This is a genomic window from Arthrobacter sp. 05L45_2 (assembly GCF_056397525.1).
Window position 1 is genome coordinate 1 of the sequence record NZ_JBFTNO010000028.1, and the last position, 23330, is coordinate 23330.

A 23330-nucleotide genomic window follows, 5' to 3' on the forward strand; every position below is an offset into this window, starting at 1 on the left:
CAACGCCGGTGTCCTCGACGAAATCGAGGAGACCATCGCCGCCGGTGCCACCGCCACCGTGGCGCGTAAGTGGTGGATGGGCGAGATCGTGGGCCGTGCCAAGAACGCCGACGTCGACCCCGGCCAGCTCGGCGTCGCCCCGGCCACCATCGTGGAACTGAACGCGATGGTCGAGGACGGCAAGATCAACAACAAAATGGCCTCCGAGGTGCTGGACGGCGTGCTCGCCGGCGAGGGAACCCCGGCGGAAATCGTCGAAAAGCGCGGCCTGGCCGTGGTCTCCGACGACGGGCCGCTGCTTGAGGCCATCGACCAGGTCCTGGCCGCCCAGCCCGGCGTCGCGGACAAGATCCGCGCCGGCAAGCTGCAGGCCATCGGCGCAATCGTTGGCGGCGTTATGAAGGCCACCCGCGGACAGGCTGACGCCGGCCGCGTGAAGGAACTGATCCTGGAGCGCCTGGGCGTCGAAGGCTAAGCACCCCGCCGCCCCGGAACGGGACGTCAGGCAACAAGCTCGGTCATGATGGTCTGCAGTGCATCGCAGACCATCATGACCGATGCGCGTTTAAGGTTCTCCGGCCGTGCCAGGATGTCGATCCGGCGCCTGGTGCTGATCCCCTCGAGCGGCTTGAGCACAATCTCCGGGTTCAGCACCGGCCGGGCGGTGTGCCGCGGCAGCAACCCGATCACGCTGCCGGCGGCCACCAGCGCCGCGACCGTGGAGTAGTCGTTGATCCGGTGCACGATGTTCAGCTCGCGGCTGGAAACCGCGGCCACCGCGGAGAGCACGTCCGCGGGGGAGTAGCCGGTGTGGCTGGTCACCCACGGTTCGCCGACGACGTCGTCCGCGGTCACCGCCCGCTGCCGGGCCAGCCGGTGCCCGGCGGGCAGGGCCACGTCCAGCGGTTCGTGAGCCAGCGGAATCACCGCGACCCGTTCCTCCGGCCAGCGCGGGCTGTGGTCCATCCGGTGCGCGAGGACCAGGTCATAACGTGCTGTCAGGGCCGGGAAGTCCTGCTGCGCGACGTCCTCGTCGGAGAGCAGGAGCCTGGGCTGGTCCGGACCGGCCAGGAGCCTGGCCAGCGGCGCGAACAGGGCCTGGCCGGCACTGTGGAACCCGCTGAGCGTGACCGGCCCCACCGGGGAGCCGTGGTAGGCGCCGATCGCCGTCCGCGCATCAGCCATCGCGCTCACCACGGCCGCACCGGCGTCCGCGAGCACCTGCCCGGCCTCGGTCAGGACGAGGTTCCGGCCCTCCTTCCGGGTCAGCGGGACCTCAACGGACCTTTGCAGCGCGGCCAGCTGCTGCGACACCGCCGACGGGGTGACCAGCAGGGTCTCGGCGACGGCTTTGACGCTGCCCAGGGCGCCGAGTTCGCGCAGCATTTCAAGCTGGTGGATTTCCATCCCACCATCCTATGCGCAAGGTAAAACTAAATCGTCGATTGAGAAAATTCTGGTTGTGCTAACGCTTTGGGGCGGGTCTAATGAGGTGAGTTGTCCCACACGCGCCGCCGCCCAGGCCGGCCATTCACAGTAAGGCAGGCCCATGAAGGCTCTCTACAAGTCCGGCGCCCACGCGGGATTCGAACTGGTTGACCGCCCGGAACCGGAAACCGGCGCCGGTGACGTCAAGATCCGGGTCATGACCACCGGCATCTGCGGCACGGACCTGCACATCCAGTCCTGGGACGCCTGGGCGCAGGGCATCATCAACGCGCCGCTGATCGCCGGCCACGAGTTCTACGGCGAGGTGGTTGAGGTCGGCGAGGACGTGATGGACGTCAAGGTCGGCGACCGGGTCTCCGGCGAGGGCCACATCGTCTGCGGCATCTGCCGTAACTGTCGCGCCGGCCGCAAGCAGATGTGCATCAACACCGTCAGCGTCGGCGTGCAGCGCGACGGCGCGTTTGCCGAGTACGTCGTCATCCCGGAGACCAACGTCTGGGTCCACCACGACCCCTCCGTGACCCCCGAGCTGGGCGCGATCTTCGACCCGTTCGGCAACGCCGTCCACACCGCCCTGAGCTTCCCGCTGGTGGGCGAGGACGTGCTCATCACCGGCGCCGGCCCCATCGGCCTGATGGCAATCGCCGTCGCCCGCCACGCCGGGGCCCGGAAGATCGCCATTACGGACGTCTCCGCCCCGCGCCTGGAGCTGGCCCGCCGGCTCGGCGTCGACCTCGCCATCGACGTCTCGAAGATGCGGGTCAAGGAGGCCCAGCGCGAACTGGGCATGCGCGAGGGCTTCGACATCGGCATGGAAATGTCCGGCCACCCCACGGCCCTGCCTGAGATGATCGACAACATGAACCACGGCGGCCGGATCGCGATGCTGGGGCTGCCCAGCCAGTCCATCGACATCGACTGGGGCAAGGTGGTCACCCACATGCTGACCATGAAGGGCATCTATGGCCGCGAGATGTTCGAGACCTGGTACGCCATGAGCGCCATGCTCTCCTCCAACCCGGTCCTGCACGCCAACATCTCCGCGGTGGTCACGGACACCCTGCCCGCCGCCGACTGGGAAAAGGGCTTCGAGATCGCCCGCGCCGGCGTCGGCGGAAAAGTCGTCCTCGACTGGACCGGCTTCTAGGTCCTGTCCGTTTCCGGTACCGTACAAAAACTTCACCCCTGCTGAGGAGCCCAACCAATGTATTCAGCCATCAAGGACCAGCTGCGGCACGAACTCGACGAGATCCGCGGCGCCGGCCTGTTCAAGACCGAACGGCACATCGACTCGCCGCAGGCCAGCCACATCAAAGCCGGCCAGCTCGGCCAGGGCAGCGCCGACGTGCTGAACTTCTGCGCCAACAACTACCTTGGCCTCGCGGACCACCCCGAGATCATCGCCGCCGCCAAGGACGCCATGGACGAGCGTGGCTTCGGCATGGCCAGCGTCCGCTTCATCTGCGGCACCCAGGACCTGCACCTGGCCCTCGAACAGCGGGTGTCGGCGTTCCTGGGTACCGAGGACACCATCCTCTTCTCCAGCTGCTTCGACGCCAACGGCGGCGTCTTCGAGTCGCTCTTCGGCCCGGAGGACGCCATCATCTCCGACGCGCTGAACCACGCCTCCATCATCGACGGCATCCGGCTGTGCAAGGCCCAGCGCTTCCGCTACGCCAACCAGGACATGGCGGACCTGGAAGCCCGGCTGATCGAAGCCACCACGCAGGAGAACCCCGCACGACGCAAGATCATCGTCACCGACGGGGTCTTCTCGATGGACGGCTTCCTGGCCCCGCTCGAAGCGATCTGCGACCTCGCCGAAAAGTACGACGCCCTGGTGATGGTGGATGATTCCCACGCTGTTGGCTTTATGGGCCCCACCGGTGCAGGCACCCCGGAACACGCCGGTGTGTCGGACCGCGTGGACATCTACACCGGCACGTTCGGCAAGGCCCTTGGCGGTGCCTCCGGCGGCTACGTCTCCGGCCGCGCCGAAGTCATCGCCATGCTCCGCCAGAAGGCCCGCCCCTACCTGTTCTCCAACTCCCTGGCCCCGGCGATTGTCGCCGCCACCCTGAAGGCACTGGACCTCGTGGAGAACTCCGGAGAACTGCGCGGCAAGCTGTTCGCCAACGCCGAACTCTTCCGCCGCCGCATGGCCGAGGAAGGCTTCGACCTGCTCGACGGCGAGCACGCGATCGTCCCCGTGATGTTCGGCGACGCCGTTATGGCAGCCAAGGTGGCCGACGCGATGCTCGCCAACGGCGTCTTCGTCACTGCCTTCAGCTACCCCGTGGTGCCCAAGGGAGCAGCCCGCATCCGCGTGCAGCTTTCCGCCGCGCACAGCACCGACGACGTCGAACGCTGCGTCCAGGCGTTCGTCCGCAGCCGCGAAACGGTGGCCGCGGCCTCCTAGGGCCGGTAAAAAAGTACTGACGTGACCTCCGGACGGGTGCAAGGATGGAGGCATGTCAGCTACATACGATGTTGTGATCGTGGGCGGCGGCATCGCCGGCCTGTCCCTGGCCTCCGCCCTCGCCGGCCAGTGCACCGTGGCCCTGGTCGAGGCCGAGCAGTCGCTGGGGTACCACACCTCGGCGCGCTCGGCCCGGCAGCTGATCCCCAGCTACGGCCCGCCCGTGGTGCAGGAACTCACCATGCGCACGCTGGAGCTCATGGGCACCAAGGAAGGCACCCGGCCCGAACCGGTGCTTTCCCCGCGCCGGTTTATGCTGATCGGTGACGAGGCGTCCGTGCAGCAGCAGGCCAGCGGGTTCATRCACCGGATCAGCCATGACGAGGCCCTCGAGATCTGCCCGGCCCTCAAGCCCGACACCTTCGAGGCGGCCGGACTGGATTCTGGATCCTTCGCCTGTAACGCGTCCCTGCTGCTGGAAGACCACCGGGAGCGCGCGGTGGAGGGCGGCGTGGACATCATCACCGGCGCACGCGTCCACTCGGCCCAGCGGTTGGGAACCGGCTGGGAGCTTGGGGCCGGACAGGAAGGCCTGGAGGCCGCCGTCGTCGTCAACGCCGCCGGTGCCTGGGCGGATGAACTCGCCGTGCTCAGCGGCGTCGAGAAGCTCGGACTCCAGCCGTACCGCCGCACCGCGGCCATTGTCGACGTCGAACACCCCCTCCCGCCGGGATGCCCCATGGTCGCCTCTGCGGGCAGCTTCTACTTCCGGCCCGACGGGCGGCGGCAGGTGCTGATCTCCCCGTCCGAAACCGTGCCCAGCGGCCCCGAGGACGCCCGGCCCTACCCCGGCGACGTCGAGGCCCTGATCGCCAGGCTCAACGCCCTCACCACCATGGGGATCGGGGCAGTGAGCCGGGCCTGGACCGGGCTGCGGACCGAGGCCTCGGACGGCGTGCCCGTTGTGGGGTTCGACGCCGAGGCCGCCGGCTTCTTCTGGCTCGCCGGCCAGGGCGGCTACGGTTTCCAGACCTCCTCCGGCATCGCCGAGGTGGCGGCTGCCCTGATCCTCGCCGGGCAGGGCTCGGCGCAGCCGCTTCCGGCCGACAGTCCGGCATCCCGGACGGCCGCGGCGCTGGCCGCGACGCGGATGTCCATCCGGGCCTGAAGAATGGACCCATGAGCACCCTCATCACCAACATCGCCGAACTGATGACCCAGGACGCGGAGCACCGGGTCCTGGCGGACGCAGCCCTCGTCATCGACGGCGAACGGATCGCCTGGCTCGGCGCCGCCGCCGACGCCCCGGCGGCCGACGACGCCGTCGACGCCGGTGGCCGTGCCCTGCTGCCCGGCTGGGTGGATTCGCACACCCACCTGGTGTTCGCCGGCGACCGGACGGCGGAGTTCGAGGCGCGGATGGCGGGGGAAAGCTACAGCGCCGGCGGCATTGCCGTCACCACCGGCGCCACCCGGAGCACCGGCGACTTCGACCTCACCCGGCTGGCGCTGGGCCGCGTCGCCGAAGCCGTCGCCCAGGGCACCACCTACCTCGAGACCAAAACCGGGTATGGCCTGGACGCGGACAACGAGGCCCGCAGCGCCCGGATCGCCTCGACCGTCGCGGACGAGGTGACGTACCTGGGCGCGCACCTGGTCCCGGACGGGATGGACGCGGACGAGTACACGGACCTGGTCTGCGGTCCCATGCTTGCCGCGGTCCGGCCGTACGTGCGCTGGGCCGACGTCTTTTGCGAGCAGGGTGCCTTCACCGAGGAGCAGTCCCGTCGGGTCCTCCAAGCCGCCCGGGAAGCCGGGCTCGGCCTGCGGGTACACGGCAACCAGCTCGGCGAGGGCCCGGGGGTGCGCCTGGCGGTCGAGTTCGGGGCCTCGAGTGTGGACCACGTGAACTACCTCTCCGGAACGGACATCGACGCCCTGGCCGGCAGCTGGTCCGGCTGGGACCCGGCTGCCGGCGCCGGCCGCCGCGGCACCGTCGCAACCTGCCTGCCGGCCTGCGACCTGTCCACCCGGCAGCCGCTGGCCCCCGGACGGGAACTGCTCGACGCCGGGGTCCAGCTGGCCCTCGCCTCCAACTGCAACCCCGGAACGTCATACACGAGCTCAATGGCATTTTGCGTGACCACCGCCGTGTTGCAGATGCGGCTCAGCGTGCACGAGGCCGTCCGGGCGGCCACCTACGGCGGGGCGCTGGCCCTGGGCCGGGAGTCCGGAAACGACGCCGACGGCCAGCGTGCGGTCGGTTCCCTCGCGGTCGGGCACCGGGCAGACCTGCACCTGCTCAACGCCCCCTCCGCCACCCACCTGGCCTACCGGCCGGGCATGCCGCTCACCCACGCGGTCTGGCGAGCCGGAGTCCGCGCCCGCTGACGCACCAGCACACAGGAGGCACCCCATGGCCGGGTTCGCGAGGGAGCTGGGCATCATGCTCGATCTGCTGCGGGCCACCCGCGGCGGACCGCAAGCGCTGGCCCGGCGCCGCGACACCCGGCTCAACGCCCTGGTCCGGCACGCCAGGACGTGCTCGCCGTACTACCGGGAGCTGTACCGCGGCCTCCCGGCCGGGGACGCCGCACTTGGTGACCTGCCACCGGTCACCAAGCAGCAGCTGATGTCCCGCTTCGACGACTGGGTGACCGACCCCGCCATCACCCGGGCCGGCCTGGAAGCCTTCGTCGCCGATCCGGCCCTGGTGGGCAGCCTCTACCGCGGTCAGTACCTGGCCTGCACCAGCTCGGGAACCACCGGACACCCGGGACTGTTTGTGCACGACCCCGCGGCCGTAGCGTGTTACCGGGCGCAGGGCGTCCGCGCGCTGGCGAGCACCGCGGGCCGTCGCGGCCTCCTCCCGCTGCTGCTCCGGGTGCTGCGCCGCGGCGTCCGCACCGCCGTCGTAGTGGGTACCGGCGGCCATTTCGCCGGCGCCGTCTGGCTGGAGGCCGAACGCCGCCGCAGCCGGGGCCGACGCCGGGCCTTCCGCCTGTTCCCGGTGCAGCAGCCGCTGCAGCAACTGGTACAGTCCCTCAACGACTTCAACCCCGCCCTCCTGGTGGGCTACCCCAGTGCCCTGGAACTGCTCGCCGCGGAACAGGACGCCGGCCGGCTGCGCATTAATCCGGTCCTCGTGGAGTTCAGCGGGGAGTCCGCCGGGGAGCCGGAGCGGCTGGCCGCGTCGCTGGGTGCCCGGGTCCACAACGTCTATGCCGCCTCCGAATTCAGCCCCATCGCGCTGGACTGTCCCGCCGGCTGGCTGCATGTCAACAGCGACTGGGTGATCCTGGAACCGGTGGACAGAGACTACCGGCCCACGCCGCCGGGGGAGGCCTCCCACACGGTGCTGCTGACCAACCTCGCCAACCGCGTCCAGCCGCTGATCCGCTACGACCTCGGCGACTCGGTGGTCGCCAGGCCCGGCCCCTGCAGCTGCGGCAACCCGCTGCCCGCCATCCGGGTGGCCGGCCGGCGCGACGACGTCCTGCACTTCGCGGATGCCGGCGGCCGCACGGTCAGCGTCCTGCCGCTGGCCATCACCACCCCTATCGATGATGCCCCGGGTGTGCACCGCTGCCAGCTGGTGCAGACCGGTCCGGAGTCCCTCCGGGTGCGGCTGCTGCTCGAACCGGGTGCCGCGCCGGAGCCGGTGTGGCAGGATGTCACGGCGAAGCTTGCCGCGTTCCTGGCTGGCCAGGGCCTGCCCGACGTGGCGCTGGTCCAGGCGGACGAGCCGCCGGAGCAGCACGGGCCAAGCGGAAAGTTCCACCAGGTCATCGGGCTGAAAACCGCCGTCGTGCCTAAAAGACCATCGGGGGAGCGTCCAGCACGGTCTCATCCACCCGGCGGTCCTCCCACTGGCTGAACGGCTTGTCGAGCTCGTACTTGCCCGCCCCGGTGCGCAGCAGGGTCCTGATCTCGGCGTTGTCCGGGTTGTTCAAGGACTCGAAGTACTCCACTGACCAGTGGAACCAGCGCATGCAGAACAGCCGCATGGTCAGGCCGTGGGTGACGAACAGGGCGTTCGGCGCGTACGTGGGCTTGGACCAGTGCCGGTACAGCGTCTCCATGAACGAGGAGATCCGGTCGTAGACGTCCGAGCCGGATTCACCCTCCCGGAACCGGTAGAAGAAGTGCCCGTACGCGTTGCGGAGCTCTTTCTGGTCCTCGATGTCGCCGGCGATCTGGAAGTTGGCCCAGTCCTGCTCCCGCAGCCGCGGCTCCTCGATCACGCGTTCCACCAGGGAACCGAGGCGCAGCGCCTCCAGGGTCTGGTAGGCCCGCAGGTAGGGGGAGACGTAGACGCAGACCTTCTGCCCGTCCAGCTGGTGCCGCAGCTGCCCGCCCGCAGCCACTGCCTGCTCCACGCCGAGCTCGGTCAGCGGGATCCGGTAATCGGGCACCCGGTTATAGATCGAGGTGTCGGCGTTGGCGGCAGACTGGCCATGCCGGATCATGATGATTTTCCCGGGCGCACTCACAGGCCTAGCATAGGCGCGTGCAGCCAACTCCCGGCAACGGCAGGCAAGATAGGAGCATGTTGGTTCCCTCCCGCCGCCGGCTGCGGCTCGAAGTCTGGATTGTCCTGGGCCTGTCCCTGGGGCAGTCGGCGGTGTACTCGGTGGTGCAGCTGCTGGACAAGCTGACCCGGGCGCCGCTGGCCCAGGGCACATCCACGCTGAACCGGTCGCAGAGCAGCCGGGAATATTTCGACCTCACGTATCAGCTCCTGGACATCATCTTCGCCCTGGTGCCGGTTGCCCTGGTGATCTATTTCCTGACCGAGCTCCGGCCAACGGTCGCGGCCGCCGGGGCCGGGAGCACCGGCACGTCGGCGTTCCGGAAGCTGGGCTTCAATTTCGCCCGCCCGGGCAAGGACCTGCTGCACGGCATCGGGCTCTTCGCCCTCATCGGCGTCCCGTCGCTGGGGCTCTACGCCGCCGGCCGGGCTTTGGGCATTACGACGGCGATCATCCCCAGCGCGCTCGACTCCTACTGGTGGACCGTGCCGGTCCTGATCCTCTCCGCGATCCGGCACGGCATCGTGGAGGAAGTGATTGTGGTGGGGTACCTGCTGGACCGGTTCGGAAAGTTCGGCTGGAGTATGCCGCTGGCCATCTTCGCCAGCTCCATGCTCCGCGGCAGCTACCACCTGTACCAGGGCTTCGGCCCCTTCATTGGCAACGCGGTCATGGGCGTCATATTCGCCCTCATCTACACGCGGACACGGCGGGTAATGCCGCTCGTGATCGCCCACGCGCTGCTCGACATCGTCGCATTCGTCGGGTTCAGCCTCTTCGGGAAAGCCATCGGCCTGGGCTGAGTCAGCAGGGTCACCCCGCCGGGGTTCCGGCCTGTGGGCGGAAAATGTCTTATTTCGACACAGGACTCATCAGGACAGGGCCCCAGTCCGTAACATTGGAGCTATTCCAGGCTTCGGCTTGCTAAATACGCTGCAAAGGACTAGGTCATCTTGTCGCTTGAATCATTGCCCATTTTGGATTTCTCGCTTCTGGCTGCGGGCCCCGAAGAGGCCGCACGGTTCCGGAACGATTTGCGCGATGCCATGCGCGAGGTCGGCTTCATCTACCTCTCCGGCCACGGCGTCCCCCAGGAACTCACCGATGCCATGCTGGACGTCTCCCGGCGCTTCTTTGCCCTCCCCGAGGACCAGAAGCTCGCCATCGAGAACGTCCACAGCCCGCAGTTCCGCGGCTACACCCGCGTGGGCGGCGAGATCACCGACGGCGCCGTCGACTGGCGCGAGCAGATCGACATCGGCGTTGAGCGCGACGCCGTGGAGCCCGGGCCCGGCGTCGCCGACTACTGGCGGCTGGAGGGGCCCAACCTGTGGCCCGACGGACTGCCCGACATGCAGGAGGTTGTGACCGAATGGACCGATCGCCTGAGTGAAATTTCGCTTTCCCTGCTCCGGGCCCTCGCCGTCTCGCTCGGAGCGCCCGAGGACACCTTCGACGCCGCATTTGCCGCGCGGGCCTTCCCGCTGCTGAAGATAGTGCGGTACCCGGGGGAGTCCGATCCGGAGCCCAAGCAGGGTGTGGGATCCCACCGCGACGGCGGGGTCCTGACCCTGCTCCTGGTCGAGCCCGGGAAGGGCGGCCTGCAGGTCGAATACCAGGGCAGATGGATCGACGCGCCCCAGGTGCCCGGCACGTTCGTCGTCAACATCGGCGAGATGCTCGAGCTGGCCACCAACGGGTACCTCAAGGCCACGCTGCACCGGGTGATTTCGCCCCTGCGCGGCACCGACCGGATCTCCCTGCCGTTCTTCTATAACCCGGCCCTGGACGCCACCATGCCCCGGCTGGCCGTCAGCCCGGAATTCCAGGCCCAGGCCCGCGGACTGTCCGTGGACCCCACCAACAGTCCGATCCTGGAGACCTATGGTGACAACGCCCTCCGCTACCGGCTGCGGGCACACCCCAACGTGGTGGAAGTGCACCACCCGGACCTGCTGAAGGCCTGAGACGGGACCAGCAGACGGGACCAGCGGCTTAAAGGAATTCGGCCGCCGGCGGTGGGTGGCATCATTGGCACCCGCTGCTGGCGGCCGAAGTGTAGGGGAAACCGTCAGATAGTGACGGCGCCGGAATCCGTTTCGAACGTGACGGAGAGGATCCCAGGCGTCCCGTGCGGGGCCAGCCAGTTCACGTCCACGTCCTCCAGCGGCTTGCCCACCGGTTCACCCAGCCACTCGGTGACCCGCTCGGCCGAACCCGCGATGGTGAGCGCAGACATCTTGACGCTGCTCTCGTAGGCGTTGGACGGGTGCAGCGCGGGATCGCCTTCCCACTTGAGCATGTAGGGCACCTGCGGGTCGGCGATCAGGCCGAGGATGCCGATCTGCTTCCAGACCAGTTCCCGTCCGTCAGGGAACTTGCGGTTGCCGTTGACGGCCGCGCGGCCCAGGCGTTCCTCGAACGGGCCGAGGTCGTCGACCTCGACGCACCAGCCCATCCAGCCCCCGCCGGCCGCCGAGCGTGCCCGGACGGCCTGGCCGAAGGGTGCCTTGTCCGACGCCGGGTGGTCCAGGACCTCCACGACCTCAAGGTACTTGTGCCCGGCGAGCGGAATGATCATGTTGCGGGTCCCGAACCGGGGGTGGACTCCGCCCTTGACGGCCTCGACCCCAAGGGCCGAAGCGATACGTTCGGTGGTGGCAGCCAGGCCATCCTGTTCACAGGCGTAAGAGACGTGATCCATGCGCATGCCATCATCTTGGCACTTTGTGATGGAGCTCTCAGCTTAGGGTGTCCTAACCCAGGTGGGATGTCCTTTTCCGAGCCCTGCGCACGCCGTCGTTCTTCATTTTCGTCACAAACCTATCCTGCCGCCGGGACCGCTTCCTAGACTGAATCCAGGTCATGAGCGCCAGCATCAAGCCCCGGCTTGCTGGCCGGCAACCCTCCAAACGCGGCGGGGTGCCCCGGGTGAAGACCTGGCCCACCGGCGCCCGCCGGCGGGCAAGCGCGGCTGCCAGCGCCGTCCCGGCCCCGAGGCCGGAGTCGGGCTGCGCCCGTAACAAGGAGCACTCCGATGTCCAACGCCTGGTCCTTTGAAACCCGCCAGATCCACGCCGGCCAGGAGCCGGACGCTGCCACCGGCGCCCGGTCACTGCCTATCTACCAGACGACGTCGTTCGTCTTCCCCAGCGCCGAAAGCGCCGCCAACCGCTTCGCGCTCGCCGAACTCGCGCCCATCTACACCCGGATCGGGAACCCCACCCAGGACGCCGTCGAACAGCGGGTGGCCAGCCTGGAAGGCGGCCTTGGGGCGCTCCTGCTCAGTTCCGGCCAGGCCGCCGAGACCTTCGCGATCCTCAACATCGCCGAGGCAGGCGACCACGTGGTGGCCAGTCCCAGCCTGTACGGCGGAACTTACAACCTGCTGGCCCACTCGCTGAAGAAGTTCGGCATCGAAGTAACCTTCGTCGAGGACCCCGACAATCTGGACCAGTGGCGGGACGCCGTGCGGCCGAATACCAAACTGTTCTTCGGCGAGGTGGTCTCCAACCCCCGCCAGGACGTGCTGGACATCGAGGGTATCGCGGACGTGGCCCACCAGGCCGGCGTCCCGCTGATCGTGGACAACACGCTTTCCACGCCGTACCTGATCCGTCCGATCGAATGGGGTGCCGACATTGTGGTCCACTCGGCCACCAAGTACCTCGGCGGTCACGGTGCGGCGATCGCTGGCGTGATCGTCGACTCCGGCAACTTCGACTTCGGCAAGGACCCGGACCGCTATCCGGGCTTCAACACCCCGGATCCCACTTACAACGGCCTCGTCTACGCCCGGGACCTGGGGGCGGACGGGGCACTGGGCGCGAACCTGTCCTATATCCTCAAGGCCCGCGTCCAGCTGCTGCGCGATCTCGGCTCCGCCGTCTCGCCGTTCAACGCCTTCCTGATCGCCCAGGGCATCGAAACCCTGAGCCTGCGCGTGGAGCGGCATGTCGCCAACGCCACCCGCGTGGCCGAATGGCTGGAGGCCAGGGACGACGTCGAATCCGTCGCCTACGCCGGGCTGCCGTCCAGCCCCTGGTTCGAGCGCGGCCGCAAGTACGGGCCGAAGGGAACCGGCGCCGTCGTYGCCTTCAACCTCGCCGGGGGAGCGGAGGCCGGCAAGCGGTTCGTCGATGCCCTGGAACTGCACTCCCACGTGGCGAACATCGGTGACGTGCGTTCCCTGGTCATCCACCCGGCGTCGACCACCCACAGCCAGCTCTCGCCGGAGCAGCAGGCGGTGGCCGGCGTCAATCCCGGGCTGGTCCGGCTCTCGGTGGGCCTCGAGCACATCGACGACATCCTCGCCGACCTCGACGCCGGTTTCCGGGCCGCGAAGGACGCCTGAGGGGCGGCGGCGCCGGGGTCTGGCTGTCACACAGCCGTCACAATCTTCGCGCTGGCGCCGCCGGCTTTCGTAGAATCAAGGCAGGTCATGAGTGCCAGTGACAGCCCCGGCTTGCTGGCCGGCAACYCTCCTTCTGCGGCGGGGTGCCCCGGGTGAAGACCTGGCCTGCCGGTCAGCTGACGGCGGGCAAGCGCGAAGTTAGGTCCTCACATGACGATTGCCGTCACCCGCACGAGTGTACCCGAAAACCAATCCTCCGCCAGCGCTGTACCGGCCGGCGCTGACCCGGATGGCACTGTCCCGGATGGCACTGTGCAGCTCGTGCAGGTGGGGTCGCTGGTCCTTGAATCCGGGGCCACCCTTCCCGACGTCACCCTCGCCTACGAATCGTGGGGGACGCTCAATGCGGACGCATCCAATGCGGTGCTGATCCAGCACGCCCTCACCGGCGACACCCATGTCACCCGCGGCGCCGGGGCCGAACCGGGGTGGTGGGAGCAGCTGGCCGGCCCCGGGGCGCCGGTGGACACGGACAAGTACTTCGTCGTCTCCATCAACATCCTCGGCGGCTGCTACGGCTCCACCGGGCCCTCCACCGCCGCGCCGGACGGGCGGCCCTGGGGCTCGCGGTTTCCGCTGGTCACCCTCCGGGACAGCACAGCGGCCGAGGCCCGGCTCGCCGACGCTCTCGGGATCGACAGCTGGTACGCCGTGCTGGGCGGTTCGCTCGGCGGTGCCAGGGCACTCGAATGGGCGGTCAGCTACCCGGAACGGGTGCGTCGGTGCGCCGTGATTTCCGTCGGTGCCAGCAGCACCGCCGAGCAGATCGCTTTCGCTCAGGCCCAGACCCTGGCCATCCGGCAGGACCCCAACTTCAAGGGCGGGGACTACTACGGCGGTCCGGAGCCCGACGCCGGCCTGGCGCTGGCCCGGCGGATCGCGCACATCACCTACCGCTCCGCGGCCGAGCTCGACGGGCGCTTCGGGCGGAACGCCCAGGCCGCCGAGGCCCCGCTCGGCGCAGGGTCGCTGGCTGGCCGCGGCCGCTACCAGGTTGAGAGCTACCTGGACCACCAGGGCAACAAGCTGGTGCGCCGCTTCGACGCCAACAGCTATATCGCCATCACGGAGGCGCTGATGAGCCACGACGTCACCCGCGGCCGGGGAAGCCTGGAGCAGGCCGTTTCCCGCGCCACGGCAGCCTTCTTCGTGGCCGCCGTGGACTCGGACCGGCTGTACTTCCCGGCCCAGTCCCGGGAACTCGCCGAGGCCCTGCCGGGGGACGTGCCGCTGCATGTCATCGAGGCCCCGATCGGCCACGACGGCTTCCTGACCGAGATCGGCCAGCTCGGGGACCGGCTCCGGAGCGACTTCTTCGCGTAGCCCACCCTTCAGCGTGTGCATTTTTGCAGACGCCCTCTGCGCGATTAGTTGTTGAGCCTGCCGCGTTCCGGGACCATACTCGTGGAGAATGACGCCGTGTGTCCCAACTCACACACGCGTTGTCAACTTAATGGTCCACAGGGTGTCGAAGATGACGCCGAAGGAGTTCGCATGAGTACGGAAAACGCCGCCGCACGGCGCGCAGAGGAACCGGACGTCAAGACGTCCGGGCTAAAGAAGGTCGTCACCGCCTCAATGGCAGGGACGGTGGTGGAGTGGTATGAGTTCTTCCTCTACGCCTCCGCCGCCACCCTGGTGTTCGGCAAGATGTTCTTCCCCAACTCCGGGTCGGATCTGGACGGCATTCTCGCCGCSTTCCTGACCTACGCSGTSGGMTTCGTSGCCCGCCCSATCGGYGGCATCGTCTTYGGCCACTTCGGYGACAAGTTCGGCCGCAAGCAGCTGCTSCAGSTSAGCATCSTCCTGGTSGGCGTYTCSACCTTCCTSATGGGCTGCCTGCCCAGCTTCGCGCAGATCGGCTACTGGGCACCGGCCCTCCTGGTCTTCCTGCGCTTCGCCCAGGGCTTCGCCGTCGGCGGCGAATGGGGCGGCGCCGTCCTCCTCGTGGCCGAGCACAGCCCGAGCAAGTCCCGCGGCTTCTGGGCCAGCTGGCCGCAGTCGGCCGTTCCCATGGGCAACCTGCTGGCCACCGCCGTGCTGTTCATCCTGTCCTCCACGCTCTCCTCCGCCGACTTCCTGGGCTGGGGCTGGCGCGTCGCCTTCTGGCTCTCCGCCGTGATCGTCGTCATCGGCTACTACATCCGCACCAAGGTCCAGGACGCCCCGATCTTCGTCGAGGCACGCAAGGAAGTCCTCGCGGAAAACAAGGGCTACGGCGTCGCCGAAGTCTTCCGCCGCTACCCCCGCGGCGTGTTCACCGCCATGGGCCTGCGCTTCGCGGAAAACATTCTCTACTACCTGGTGGTCACCTTCTCCATCACGTACCTGAAGACCGTGGTCCACGCCGACACGGCACGGATCCTGCTGCTGCTGCTGGTGGCGCACGCCATCCACTTCGCCGTGGTTCCTGTGGTGGGCCGGCTCTCCGACCGCTTCGGCCGCAAGCCGGTCTACATGGCCGGCGCCGTCCTGGGCGCGACCTGGGGCTTCTTCTCCTTCCCGATGATGGACACCGGCAATGACTTCATGATCCTCGCCGCCGTCATCATCGGCCTGCTCTTCCACGCCCTGATGTACGCCGGGCAGCCCGCCATCATGGCCGAGATGTTCCCGACGCGCATGCGCTACTCCGGCGTCTCGCTCGGCTACCAGGTGACCTCGATCGTGGCCGGTTCGCTGGCTCCGATCATCGCCGTCGCACTCCTGAGCCAGTACAAGTCCTCCGTCCCGGTGGCCATCTACCTGCTCATCGCCTGCGCCGTCACCGCCGTCGCGGTCTTCTTCCTGAAGGAAACCCGCGGCATCTCCCTGCACGACGTCGACGCCGCTGACGCCCAGGGCACGGCCGACCTGCTCGCTGCAGGCAAGCGGTAGCCGGAAAGCTACTGACCGCACTAACAAAAAGACAGCAGCCCCCGACCCCGCAGCGCGGGCATCGGGGGCTGCCGTCGTGTTGCCCTTAGGACCTGGCGGTTGCAAGCTTCGAGCGGACCCGTACCAGGGGTGCTTTCGGATCCTGCGGCTGGGGGATAGCGGCCAGGGCAAACTGGTCGATGACCCCGGGCCGGAAAACGAGGCACTCCGTGGAACCGCCGAACTGGAAGTACCCGAGCTCGTCGCCCTTCTCCACATGGTGGCCCGGGACGATCTCCGGATCGATGACGCAGGACGAGACCTCAATCATGCCCACGGGAATCACCGCCATGAGCCCAATAACGGGGTCGTCCGCCTGGATCAGGATGATCGCCCGGGCTGCGACGTGGGCCAGGTAGGACTGCGAAACGGTCGGGTCGACGGCGTCCGCCCCCTCGGATTCCGCTTCGGAGAAGTACGTGCCGTCCTTGAGGTACGCCCGCACAATCGTTCCAGCGACGGGGGAGTGCCAGCGGTGATAGTTCAGCGCGCTAAGGAACGCCTGGTACACCGTCCCGCCGACAAACTGGTCCACAGATTCGTCCCGGGCGAGCAGGTCATCGAGTGAGTAGGGCTGGTTCTTAACCCAGAACCGGCTCTGGCGCTGGACATCGGAGCTGATCTTGTAGGGCGTCGACTCGCATGCGCTGACAATCACCTTGTCGTCCTCCGGTGCCGCGACCGGCCGGGAGGTTGCAGTGAGACGGCGCGCAAAGAAGTCGTTCCACGACGTGAAGCCCCAGTGCTCGGCGAGGGCGTCGTGCTGGTAGTCGTCCATACCGACAACCTGCCGTGCCTTCTCCGACATCCACCCGGACGGTGAGGTATTCAACACGTACAGCGAGTCCTCGCTGGTCAGGAACTCACACCAGGCGTCCAGGACTTTGCGGAACATGGCCACGATCCGGGGATCGCGGTGGGCCGCGAATCCGGCCTCGGTTCCCATGGTCCAGTCCAGGATTGCGGTCAACGGAGTGGTGACCATCCCGCCTTCGCTGAACTCGGGAGCCATCGTCAGGACCTCATTGATCAGCCGGAGCATCTGGTCAACGCTCGTGAGGTGCCGTTTCCTGTAGGGCTTGGACTTTGGAACCTGCTCGATCATCTCGGTCATGTAGAGACGGACAACCGGATCGCTGGCTATGAGCTCTTGGAACTCGACGATTACGGGGTGCAGGGGAATATCGTCCCCCCTCGCCTCCACTCTTTCCCGGTGGCCCGCGATCCAGTCCTCGAGTTCGTCCTGATGCTCGGGCAACCAGCCGCCCGGCCGCCGGACACTGTTGGAAGAAGAGTTGATAGTCATAGGGGCGAGCCTACTCGGGCCGGCTGGTGATTCGGATGACTCGTGCCTGATGGACGGCGGCCAGGGCAACGCCGCTGGCGGCGAGCCTGAGGGCATTGACCCTGTACCAGCGCCGCAGCAGGGGTTTGCGGCGCATTTCGCTGAGCGGACGCGGGCTGAAGAACAGTTTCGGATTGACGGACCGGAGCAGGTACACGGTGGCCGCAGCGCCCGTGTTTGAACTCCGCGAGCCCGAGGAGTCGATCAGCGAGCACACCGTGGGGCTGTGCGGAATTTTGTCCCATGTCCACAATCTAGCGCTCTCCGGCCCTGTCGGGCAGTCGGAACAGAGCTCCGATGGCCCGGAGCCGGGCCGGTATTGCCACCACCCGCTCTTTGTTCTATAACGTGTATAACAAGGCGGGAGGTGGCGTGCATGATCCTCAACGTGGACCTGTCCGGCGACGTGCCGATCTACCAGCAGTTGCGGAACCAGATCGTGGAAGCGATCGCCGATGGAGTGTTGACCGAGGGCAGTTCGTTGCCGGCCACCCGGACGCTCGCCGCGGATTTCGGGATCAACTTTCACACTGTGAACAAGGCCTACGACCTCCTGCGCCAGGAGGGTTTGATCCGCCTGAACCGCAAGACGGGCGCCGTGGTGACAACGGCGGTTGCGGCCCCACMCTTCCCCGCAGAGTGGACGGCGAGGGCCCGCACCCTTTTGGCCGAGGCCGTAGCGAGAGGTTTACCGGCCGACGAGGTCCTCCAGGCCTGCCGGTCCGTGCTCGGGTCATTTGCAACACCGCGAGAGGACAAGCCATGAGTGCCGCCATAATTCTGAGCCTAGTGTTGCTTGGGCTGGTGCTCCTCCTGGCCCTGGTGCTGCCCTCGGTTACGAGCCCGATCGTGCCGTTCGGGGTGCGTGTGCCGGCCCAACATTCGGGGGATCGGATAGTAACCCGGCAGGCCCGCCTTTACCGGTGGCGGGTACTCATCAGCGGGCTGGTCGTCGCCGGAGCCGGCGTCGGCATCTATACCGCGAGCGGTGACGCGTTACTGCTGCCCTTGTCTGTGCTGGTGCTCGTCGGGGCCTGGTACGGGTGCTTCTTCCTGGCCAACCAGCAGATCCGGGCCGCGAAGGCTGCCGGCGGCTGGTACCAGGGCCTGCATCAAGGCATCGCGGTGGACACCGGGTTGCTGACCGATCCGCCCCGGTTCCCCTGGCTCTGGCTGGCCCCCGCGGCGATCATCACCGTCGCTACGGTGGTCATCGGGGTGGCCAGCTATCCGTCGATGCCGGAGGTGCTCGCGGTGCACTACGGCCCCAACGGTGCGCCCAACCGGGTGGTGGTCAAGTCGGTCGGCGCAGCGTTCTCCCTCGTGTTTGTGCAGGCCGGCCTGACTGCGCTGCTCGGGGGAATGGCGGCGGCCATCGTGCACAGCCGGCCGGACCTCGATCCGGCGCAGCCTCAAGGCTCCGCGCGCTGGTCCCGGCGTTACATGTCGCTGGGCGCCAAGTCGCTGCTCGGGCTGGTGGCGATGATCGACCTCGCGCTGCTGGGATCATCGCTGCTGATGTGGACCGGGACCGTCACACCCTGGGCGCCGCTGGTGGTGGCCGTGCCGATCCTGGCCGCCGTTGCCGCCACCATCGTGGTGTTGGCCAGGAATAACCGGGAGCGGGGCGGAGGCGGGGAAAGCACCGGCCTGACCCACGTCGACGACGACCGGTACTGGCGCGGTGGATTGTTCTACATCAACCGTGACGACCAGAAACTGCTGGTCCCGCGCCGGTTCGGCCTGGGATGGACCCTGAACTTTGGCAATCCCCGGGCGGCGATGCTGCTGGCCGGGGTTGTGGGGCTGATCAGCCTGGTGGTCGTCCTGCGTCTCGGCAGCTGACAGCCGCGGACTTCCATCGACCCTGTTTCAACCCGTCAGTACGTCCTGGCGCTCCGCGATCTCGGCCCGGACGGCTGCCAGCACCGCCTGGACCGCCGCGGAGCGCAGCGACTCGGCCCGCGCCACCGCCCAGATTGGCAGCTGCCGCTGGAAGTCGTCGGGCAGGACCGGCACGAACCCGGGTTTGCCCACGACGAGGAAATTGGGCAGCAGCCCAATCCCGGCAGCACGCCGCACGGCCTCTATCTGGGCGAAGATGCTGGTGGCCTGGAAGCTCGAGCGTGGCATCGGCAGCTGCGTGGACCGGTGGCCCAGCTCGGCGACCTGCAAGGCGGACTCGACATAGGAGACGAAGCCGTGCTGCCGGACGTCGTCAAGGGTCGCCGGCAGCCCGTGCTCATGCTCGTACTGCGGGCTCGCGTAGAGCCGGAGGAAATAGTTGCCCAGGAAAATTGTCTGAGCGTTGCTGACGTCCAGGTTGCCCACCACCACTTCCAGGTCCACCCCGGACCGGTTCTGGCTGACTTTCCGGGTGGCGCTGAGCATCTCCACGTTCAGTAGCGGATGCTCTTGCTGCAGCCGGACCAGGGCGGGGGTGACGAACTCGGCGCCGAAGCCGTCCGGCGTGCTGATCCTGACCAGGCCGGACAGCGTGTCCCCGGTCCGGGCAATCCGGCCAGACAGCGCCCCGAGCGTCCCCTCGATGGCTTCGGCCGCAGCCACCGCCTGCGACCCCAGTTCTGTCAGCTCCCAGCCGTGCGGGCTGCGCTCCAGGGTCCGGCCGCCCAGTTGTTTGTCCAGGGCGAGGATCCTGCGGGAAATGGTGGTGTGTGTGGTGCCAAGGGTCTCCGCCACGGCATTGAACCGGCCCAGCCGGGCCACAGTCAGCAGGATCAACAGGTCATCCGGGCTCGGGAGCCGCTTCAAGTCCACCTGGCGCCTTTCGTCGATGTGCATCAATGCACATGCCATCTTCACTTTTTCCCCTTGTTTGCACTGTAGCAGGGTGTGATGGTTGACACAGAACGTCCACCGTTACGGCGGACGCGGTGCCGCACCTGCACGCGGCCCACCACACGACGCATGAAACGACGCATCAAAAGCAAAGGAGCTTATGCCATGGCAGTTGTCGCCTGGATCGGACTGGGAAACATGGGCGGGTTCATGTCGGTGAACCTCGCAAAGGCCGGAAACGAGGTCCGCGGTTTCGACCTGAATCCCGAGGCCGTGGCAGCCGCCGAGGCCGGGGGAGTCAAGGCCGCCGGCAGCATCGCCGAGGCGGTGCAGGGCGCCGACGTCGTCTTCACCATGCTGCCCAAGGGCGAGCACGCCCGGGCCGTGTACCTGGGCGAGGACGGAGTGCTCGCCCACGCGGACACCCGGACCCTGCTGGTGGACTCCTCGACGATCGATATCGCGTCCGCCCAGGCCCTGCACGACGCCGCCGCAGCAGCCGGCTTCCGCTTCGTCGACGCCCCCGTCTCCGGCGGCATGAGCGGGGCGAAGGCCGCCACCCTGACCTTTATGATCGGCGGCGAGGCCGGCGCCGTCGCCGACGCCACCGAATACATCCGGCCGATGGCCGCCAACATCATCCCCACCGGCGGAGCCACCACCGGCCAGGCCGCCAAGATCTGCAACAACCTGATGCTGTTCATCAACCTCGCCTCCACGGCCGAGGGTGCTGTGCTCGCGGACCGGCTGGGCCTGGACAAACAGGTCTTCTGGGACATCGCCTCGGTCTCCTCGGGCGACAGCTGGGCGCTGCGCACCTGGTACCCGGTAGCCGGCGTCGTGCCCACGGCGGCCTCCAACAACGACTTCGCCCCGACGTTCACGGCTGAGCTTGCCAACAAGGACATCGGATTGGCCATCAGCGCAGCCAAGGACACCGGTACCCCGCTGGAAATCGGCGAACACGTCCAGCAGCTCTTCCAGCGGCTCATCGACTCCGGCCAGTCCGGCACGGACTGCTCCGCCATCGTCAAGCTCGTCGACGGCTCGTTCGAGTCCGCCAAGTAGCCCCAAGAACCTCCAGAAAGAGATCCCCATGGAACGCATTCCACACTTCATCGACGGCAACCTCGTCTCCGACGCCGATCGCTTCGGCCCCGTGTTCAATCCGGCCACCGGCGAGCAGGAAAAGGAAGTGGCCCTGGCCTCGGCGGCACGCGTCGAAGAGGCCATCGCCGCCGCCCGCGCCGCCCTGCCCGGCTGGCGCGCCACAAGCCTGGCCAAGCGCACCACCATTTTCTTCAAAGTCCGTGAGCTGCTGATGCAGCGCCGGCCGGAGCTGGCGGCGCTGCTGACCAGCGAGCACGGCAAGGTCCTCTCCGACGCCGAGGGGGAGATCACCCGCGGCCTGGAGAACATCGAGTTCGCCACCGGCCTGTCCCACATGCTCAAGGGCGAACGTTCCGAGCAGGTCTCCAGCGGGGTGGACGTCCACTCCGTCCGCCAGCCCGTCGGCGTCGTCGCCTGCATCACGCCGTTCAACTTCCCGGCCATGGTGCCGCTGTGGATGATCGGCAGCGCACTGGCCTGCGGGAACACCGTACTGCTTAAGCCGAGCGAAAAGGATCCGTCCTCGGCGATCTTCATCGCCCAGGTCTTCGCCGAGGCCGGGCTGCCGGCCGGTGTGCTCAACGTGGTGCACGGGGACAAAGAAGCAGTGGATGTGCTCCTGGAACACCCGGACGTGAAGGCCGTCAGCTTTGTTGGTTCAACACCGATCGCCCAGTCGATCTACAAGCGCGCCGCCGACCACGGCAAGCGGGTCCAGGCCCTCGGCGGGGCTAAGAACCACATGGTGGTGCTTCCCGACGCGGACCTGGACATGACCGCCGACGCCGCCGTCTCCGCCGCGTACGGATCGGCCGGGGAACGCTGCATGGCCGTCAGCGTCCTGGTTGCCGTCGGGAACATCGCGGACGATCTCGTGGAGGCGATCAAGACCCGGATGGCCACGCTGAAGATCGGTCCGGGCACGGACCCCGCCTCGCAGATGGGTCCGCTCATCACGGCCGAGCACCGCGACAAGGTGGCCTCCTACGTGGCCGGCGCCGCCGACGAGGGTGCCTCCGTGGTGGTGGACGGCCGCGCCCAGGAGTTCGACTCCCACGGGTTCTTCATCGGCGTCAGCCTGATCGACCACGTCAAGCCCGGCATGAAGGTCTACGACGACGAGATCTTCGGTCCCGTGCTCTCGGTGGTCCGCGTCGAGACGTACGCCGACGCCGTCAAGCTGGTCAACGACAACGAATTCGGCAACGGCGTGGCGATATTCACGCGCGACGGCGGTGCCGCCCGGCAGTTCGAGTTCGACGTCGAGGCCGGCATGGTGGGCGTCAATGTGCCGATCCCGGTCCCGGTGGGCACCTTCTCCTTCGGCGGCTGGAAGAGCTCGCTGTTCGGCGACACCCACATGTACGGCCCGGAGAGCATCCGGTTCTACACCCGCGGCAAGGTGGTCACCACCCGGTGGCCGGATCCCTCGACCTCCGTGATCGACCTCGGCTTCCCGCAGGTCGACTAGGCAGGTCAGCCCTTCAYGATCTCCGCGCGCTGGGCCATGTAGTCCTCCATYGCGAGCTCGCCGTTGCTGTACTTCTGGTCCAGCTCGGCGAGCTTGCGGGCGCGGAAACCCTGCTGCCCGGACGGCACCTCGGGTACCGGGGGAGCCTCCGGCGCGGCCGGGCGCTGGTGCTGTTCCGGTGCAGGGGGCTGCCACTGCTGGGCCGGAGGCTGCCACTGCGGCGGCGCAGGCTGCGGCGGGTTATTCAGGTACTCCGGGCTGTCCTCGTACGGGACGGGGTACTGCTGGTTCGCGGGCGGCTGGTTCGACGGCGGCTGCGGGGCGCCGAGCTGGCCGAATCCGCCGTAGTAGTCGCGCTGGGTGAAACCGTCCCGGGGCTGGTTGCTCTGCTGGCCGGGTTGACTTCCCGGGAAGCCGCCAAAAGGCTGGCCCGGGAGCCCGCCCGGTGCGCTGCCGTTCTGCCCGCGCCCGGACGCCCGGTACCGGCGCAGCGCGAACATGATGACCGTCGCCAGGATGGCGATCCAGATGAGGGTGAACACGGCACCGTTCCTTTCAGGGGTGGTCCTTCAGCTTAACGCGCAGAGGGTGCCGCCGGTGCCCTCGGGACCGGCGGCACCCTGGCATCCGGCCGGATCAGGACCGGAGGGCCTCCTCGGCGCCGGGAGGCCCCTCGCCCGAACCGAGCGGAACTCCCGGGCCGAAGACGGGCCCGGCCAGCGGCCGTTTGGCCGTGATGCCGTCCCCGGACGAGCGGTGCCGGAGCCGGCGGACCACCCATGGTACAAAGTGCTCGCGAGCCCAGATGAGGTCACCGGCCCGGGCCTCCCGCCAGGTGCGCGGGGGCAGCGGCTTGGGGGAGAGCGGCTCCAGGG

General features: G+C 68.0%; 21 protein-coding genes, 2 pseudogenes and 2 riboswitches. Of the genes and pseudogenes, 15 read left to right on the plus strand and 8 right to left on the minus strand.

From position 1 onward, the window contains the following. Positions 1 to 475 (plus strand): annotated as a pseudogene (locus tag AC1DHD_RS03985) (Asp-tRNA(Asn)/Glu-tRNA(Gln) amidotransferase subunit GatB); the annotation flags it as partial. 26 nt (positions 476 to 501) lie between these two features. On the opposite strand, the gene AC1DHD_RS03990 reads toward AC1DHD_RS03985, so the two are convergent. Beyond that, a complete protein-coding gene (locus AC1DHD_RS03990) occupies positions 502 to 1407 on the minus strand; it encodes a LysR family transcriptional regulator (RefSeq protein WP_476878451.1) in 906 nt (301 codons plus the stop codon). Between the two features lie 142 nt (positions 1408 to 1549). On the opposite strand from AC1DHD_RS03990, the gene tdh reads away from it, so the two are divergent. From tdh to AC1DHD_RS04015, 5 genes are read left to right on the plus strand one after another with little or no spacing between them, the layout of a single operon-like run. Continuing rightward, positions 1550 to 2596 carry an L-threonine 3-dehydrogenase gene (gene tdh / locus AC1DHD_RS03995; protein ID WP_476878452.1) on the plus strand — a complete coding sequence of 349 codons (1047 nt, stop codon included), beginning with the start codon at positions 1550 to 1552 and terminating at the stop codon, positions 2594 to 2596. Between the two features lie 57 nt (positions 2597 to 2653). Next, positions 2654 to 3868 carry a glycine C-acetyltransferase gene (locus AC1DHD_RS04000; RefSeq protein WP_476878453.1) on the plus strand — a complete coding sequence of 405 codons (1215 nt, stop codon included), beginning with the start codon at positions 2654 to 2656 and terminating at the stop codon, positions 3866 to 3868. 52 nt (positions 3869 to 3920) lie between these two features. Then, entirely contained in the window at positions 3921 to 5036 is a 1116-nt protein-coding gene (locus AC1DHD_RS04005; protein WP_476878454.1) for an NAD(P)/FAD-dependent oxidoreductase, read from the plus strand. Positions 5037 to 5047: 11 nt separating this feature from the next. Continuing rightward, positions 5048 to 6259: an imidazolonepropionase gene (gene hutI / locus AC1DHD_RS04010; protein WP_476878455.1), complete on the plus strand. Its 1212-nt coding sequence runs from the start codon at positions 5048 to 5050 to the stop codon at positions 6257 to 6259. Positions 6260 to 6284: 25 nt separating this feature from the next. Next, positions 6285 to 7745 (plus strand): phenylacetate--CoA ligase family protein, encoded by a 1461-nt coding sequence (locus AC1DHD_RS04015; protein ID WP_476878456.1) that lies wholly within the window; start codon positions 6285 to 6287, stop codon positions 7743 to 7745. On the opposite strand, the gene AC1DHD_RS04020 is transcribed toward AC1DHD_RS04015, so the two are convergent. Then, positions 7681 to 8337 (minus strand): histidine phosphatase family protein, encoded by a 657-nt coding sequence (locus AC1DHD_RS04020; protein WP_476878471.1) that lies wholly within the window; start codon positions 8335 to 8337, stop codon positions 7681 to 7683. The two genes, AC1DHD_RS04015 and AC1DHD_RS04020, sit on opposite strands and share 65 nt — an antisense overlap. A gap of 80 nt (positions 8338 to 8417) precedes the next feature. On the opposite strand from AC1DHD_RS04020, the gene AC1DHD_RS04025 reads away from it, so the two are divergent. After that, on the plus strand, positions 8418 to 9203 hold the full coding sequence (locus tag AC1DHD_RS04025; RefSeq protein WP_476878457.1) for a CPBP family intramembrane glutamic endopeptidase: 786 nt from the start codon (positions 8418 to 8420) through the stop codon (positions 9201 to 9203). 150 nt (positions 9204 to 9353) lie between these two features. Then, a complete protein-coding gene (locus tag AC1DHD_RS04030) occupies positions 9354 to 10367 on the plus strand; it encodes an isopenicillin N synthase family dioxygenase (protein WP_476878458.1) in 1014 nt (337 codons plus the stop codon). A gap of 104 nt (positions 10368 to 10471) precedes the next feature. Here the strand turns inward: AC1DHD_RS04030 and AC1DHD_RS04035 are convergent, their stop codons facing one another. Next, positions 10472 to 11110, minus strand: a complete 639-nt coding sequence (locus tag AC1DHD_RS04035) for a VOC family protein (RefSeq protein WP_476878459.1) — start codon at positions 11108 to 11110, stop codon at positions 10472 to 10474. 151 nt (positions 11111 to 11261) lie between these two features. Beyond that, a riboswitch (SAM riboswitch) is annotated at positions 11262 to 11377 on the plus strand. Between the two features lie 60 nt (positions 11378 to 11437). Between AC1DHD_RS04035 and AC1DHD_RS04040 the strand changes: the two genes are divergently transcribed. The 3 genes from AC1DHD_RS04040 (at position 11438) to AC1DHD_RS04050 (ending at position 15691) form a co-directional block, all read left to right on the plus strand. Then, positions 11438 to 12754: a bifunctional o-acetylhomoserine/o-acetylserine sulfhydrylase gene (locus AC1DHD_RS04040; protein ID WP_476878460.1), complete on the plus strand. Its 1317-nt coding sequence runs from the start codon at positions 11438 to 11440 to the stop codon at positions 12752 to 12754. Positions 12755 to 12837: 83 nt separating this feature from the next. Continuing rightward, positions 12838 to 12953: riboswitch (SAM riboswitch) on the plus strand. 11 nt (positions 12954 to 12964) lie between these two features. Then, positions 12965 to 14137 carry a homoserine O-acetyltransferase MetX gene (gene metX / locus AC1DHD_RS04045; protein ID WP_476878461.1) on the plus strand — a complete coding sequence of 391 codons (1173 nt, stop codon included), beginning with the start codon at positions 12965 to 12967 and terminating at the stop codon, positions 14135 to 14137. Between the two features lie 171 nt (positions 14138 to 14308). Continuing rightward, on the plus strand, positions 14309 to 15691 hold the full coding sequence (locus AC1DHD_RS04050) for an MFS transporter (RefSeq protein WP_476878462.1): 1383 nt from the start codon (positions 14309 to 14311) through the stop codon (positions 15689 to 15691). 85 nt (positions 15692 to 15776) lie between these two features. On the opposite strand, the gene AC1DHD_RS04055 is transcribed toward AC1DHD_RS04050, so the two are convergent. Then, positions 15777 to 17036: a phophatidylserine decarboxylase associated domain-containing protein gene (locus AC1DHD_RS04055; RefSeq protein ID WP_476878463.1), complete on the minus strand. Its 1260-nt coding sequence runs from the start codon at positions 17034 to 17036 to the stop codon at positions 15777 to 15779. A gap of 10 nt (positions 17037 to 17046) precedes the next feature. Beyond that, positions 17047 to 17328 (minus strand): hypothetical protein, encoded by a 282-nt coding sequence (locus AC1DHD_RS04060; RefSeq protein WP_476878464.1) that lies wholly within the window; start codon positions 17326 to 17328, stop codon positions 17047 to 17049. Between the two features lie 123 nt (positions 17329 to 17451). On the opposite strand from AC1DHD_RS04060, the gene AC1DHD_RS04065 reads away from it, so the two are divergent. Both AC1DHD_RS04065 and AC1DHD_RS04070 read left to right on the plus strand, forming a co-directional pair. Further along, positions 17452 to 17841 (plus strand): GntR family transcriptional regulator, encoded by a 390-nt coding sequence (locus AC1DHD_RS04065; protein WP_476878465.1) that lies wholly within the window; start codon positions 17452 to 17454, stop codon positions 17839 to 17841. Then, on the plus strand, positions 17838 to 18920 hold the full coding sequence (locus AC1DHD_RS04070) for a DUF1648 domain-containing protein (protein ID WP_476878466.1): 1083 nt from the start codon (positions 17838 to 17840) through the stop codon (positions 18918 to 18920). Before AC1DHD_RS04065 ends, AC1DHD_RS04070 begins: the two co-directional genes overlap by 4 nt. Positions 18921 to 18947: 27 nt before the next feature. On the opposite strand, the gene AC1DHD_RS04075 is transcribed toward AC1DHD_RS04070, so the two are convergent. Next, a complete protein-coding gene (locus AC1DHD_RS04075; RefSeq protein WP_476878467.1) occupies positions 18948 to 19892 on the minus strand; it encodes a LysR family transcriptional regulator in 945 nt (314 codons plus the stop codon). Positions 19893 to 20039: 147 nt separating this feature from the next. Between AC1DHD_RS04075 and mmsB the strand changes: the two genes are divergently transcribed. Beyond that, positions 20040 to 20942, plus strand: coding sequence for a 3-hydroxyisobutyrate dehydrogenase (gene mmsB, locus AC1DHD_RS04080; protein ID WP_476878468.1), 903 nt, complete (start codon positions 20040 to 20042; stop codon positions 20940 to 20942). A 28-nt stretch (positions 20943 to 20970) separates the two neighbouring features. Beyond that, positions 20971 to 22455: a CoA-acylating methylmalonate-semialdehyde dehydrogenase gene (locus AC1DHD_RS04085; RefSeq protein WP_476878469.1), complete on the plus strand. Its 1485-nt coding sequence runs from the start codon at positions 20971 to 20973 to the stop codon at positions 22453 to 22455. 5 nt (positions 22456 to 22460) lie between these two features. Here the strand turns inward: AC1DHD_RS04085 and AC1DHD_RS04090 are convergent, their stop codons facing one another. After that, the gene (locus AC1DHD_RS04090) at positions 22461 to 22997 is read right to left on the minus strand and encodes a hypothetical protein (RefSeq protein ID WP_476878470.1); all 537 of its coding nucleotides are present in this window, start codon (positions 22995 to 22997) and stop codon (positions 22461 to 22463) included. 94 nt (positions 22998 to 23091) lie between these two features. Then, positions 23092 to 23330: pseudogene (locus AC1DHD_RS04095) on the minus strand (SGNH/GDSL hydrolase family protein); the annotation flags it as partial.

Excerpts from the sequence above, each read along its gene's own strand:
- AC1DHD_RS04020 (WP_476878471.1), bottom strand. The coding sequence starts at position 8,337 with ATGATCCGGCATGGCCAGTCTGCCGCCAACGCCGACACCTCGATCTAT.
- AC1DHD_RS04035 (WP_476878459.1), bottom strand. The coding sequence starts at position 11,110 with ATGCGCATGGATCACGTCTCTTACGCCTGTGAACAGGATGGCCTGGCT.
- tdh (WP_476878452.1), top strand. The coding sequence starts at position 1,550 with ATGAAGGCTCTCTACAAGTCCGGCGCCCACGCGGGATTCGAACTGGTT.
- AC1DHD_RS04075 (WP_476878467.1), bottom strand. The coding sequence starts at position 19,892 with ATGGCATGTGCATTGATGCACATCGACGAAAGGCGCCAGGTGGACTTG.
- AC1DHD_RS03990 (WP_476878451.1), bottom strand. The coding sequence starts at position 1,407 with ATGGAAATCCACCAGCTTGAAATGCTGCGCGAACTCGGCGCCCTGGGC.
- hutI (WP_476878455.1), top strand. The coding sequence starts at position 5,048 with ATGAGCACCCTCATCACCAACATCGCCGAACTGATGACCCAGGACGCG.
- AC1DHD_RS04000 (WP_476878453.1), top strand. The coding sequence starts at position 2,654 with ATGTATTCAGCCATCAAGGACCAGCTGCGGCACGAACTCGACGAGATC.
- AC1DHD_RS04055 (WP_476878463.1), bottom strand. The coding sequence starts at position 17,036 with ATGACTATCAACTCTTCTTCCAACAGTGTCCGGCGGCCGGGCGGCTGG.
- mmsB (WP_476878468.1), top strand. The coding sequence starts at position 20,040 with ATGGCAGTTGTCGCCTGGATCGGACTGGGAAACATGGGCGGGTTCATG.
- AC1DHD_RS04085 (WP_476878469.1), top strand. The coding sequence starts at position 20,971 with ATGGAACGCATTCCACACTTCATCGACGGCAACCTCGTCTCCGACGCC.
- AC1DHD_RS04025 (WP_476878457.1), top strand. The coding sequence starts at position 8,418 with ATGTTGGTTCCCTCCCGCCGCCGGCTGCGGCTCGAAGTCTGGATTGTC.
- metX (WP_476878461.1), top strand. The coding sequence starts at position 12,965 with ATGACGATTGCCGTCACCCGCACGAGTGTACCCGAAAACCAATCCTCC.
- AC1DHD_RS04070 (WP_476878466.1), top strand. The coding sequence starts at position 17,838 with ATGAGTGCCGCCATAATTCTGAGCCTAGTGTTGCTTGGGCTGGTGCTC.
- AC1DHD_RS04015 (WP_476878456.1), top strand. The coding sequence starts at position 6,285 with ATGGCCGGGTTCGCGAGGGAGCTGGGCATCATGCTCGATCTGCTGCGG.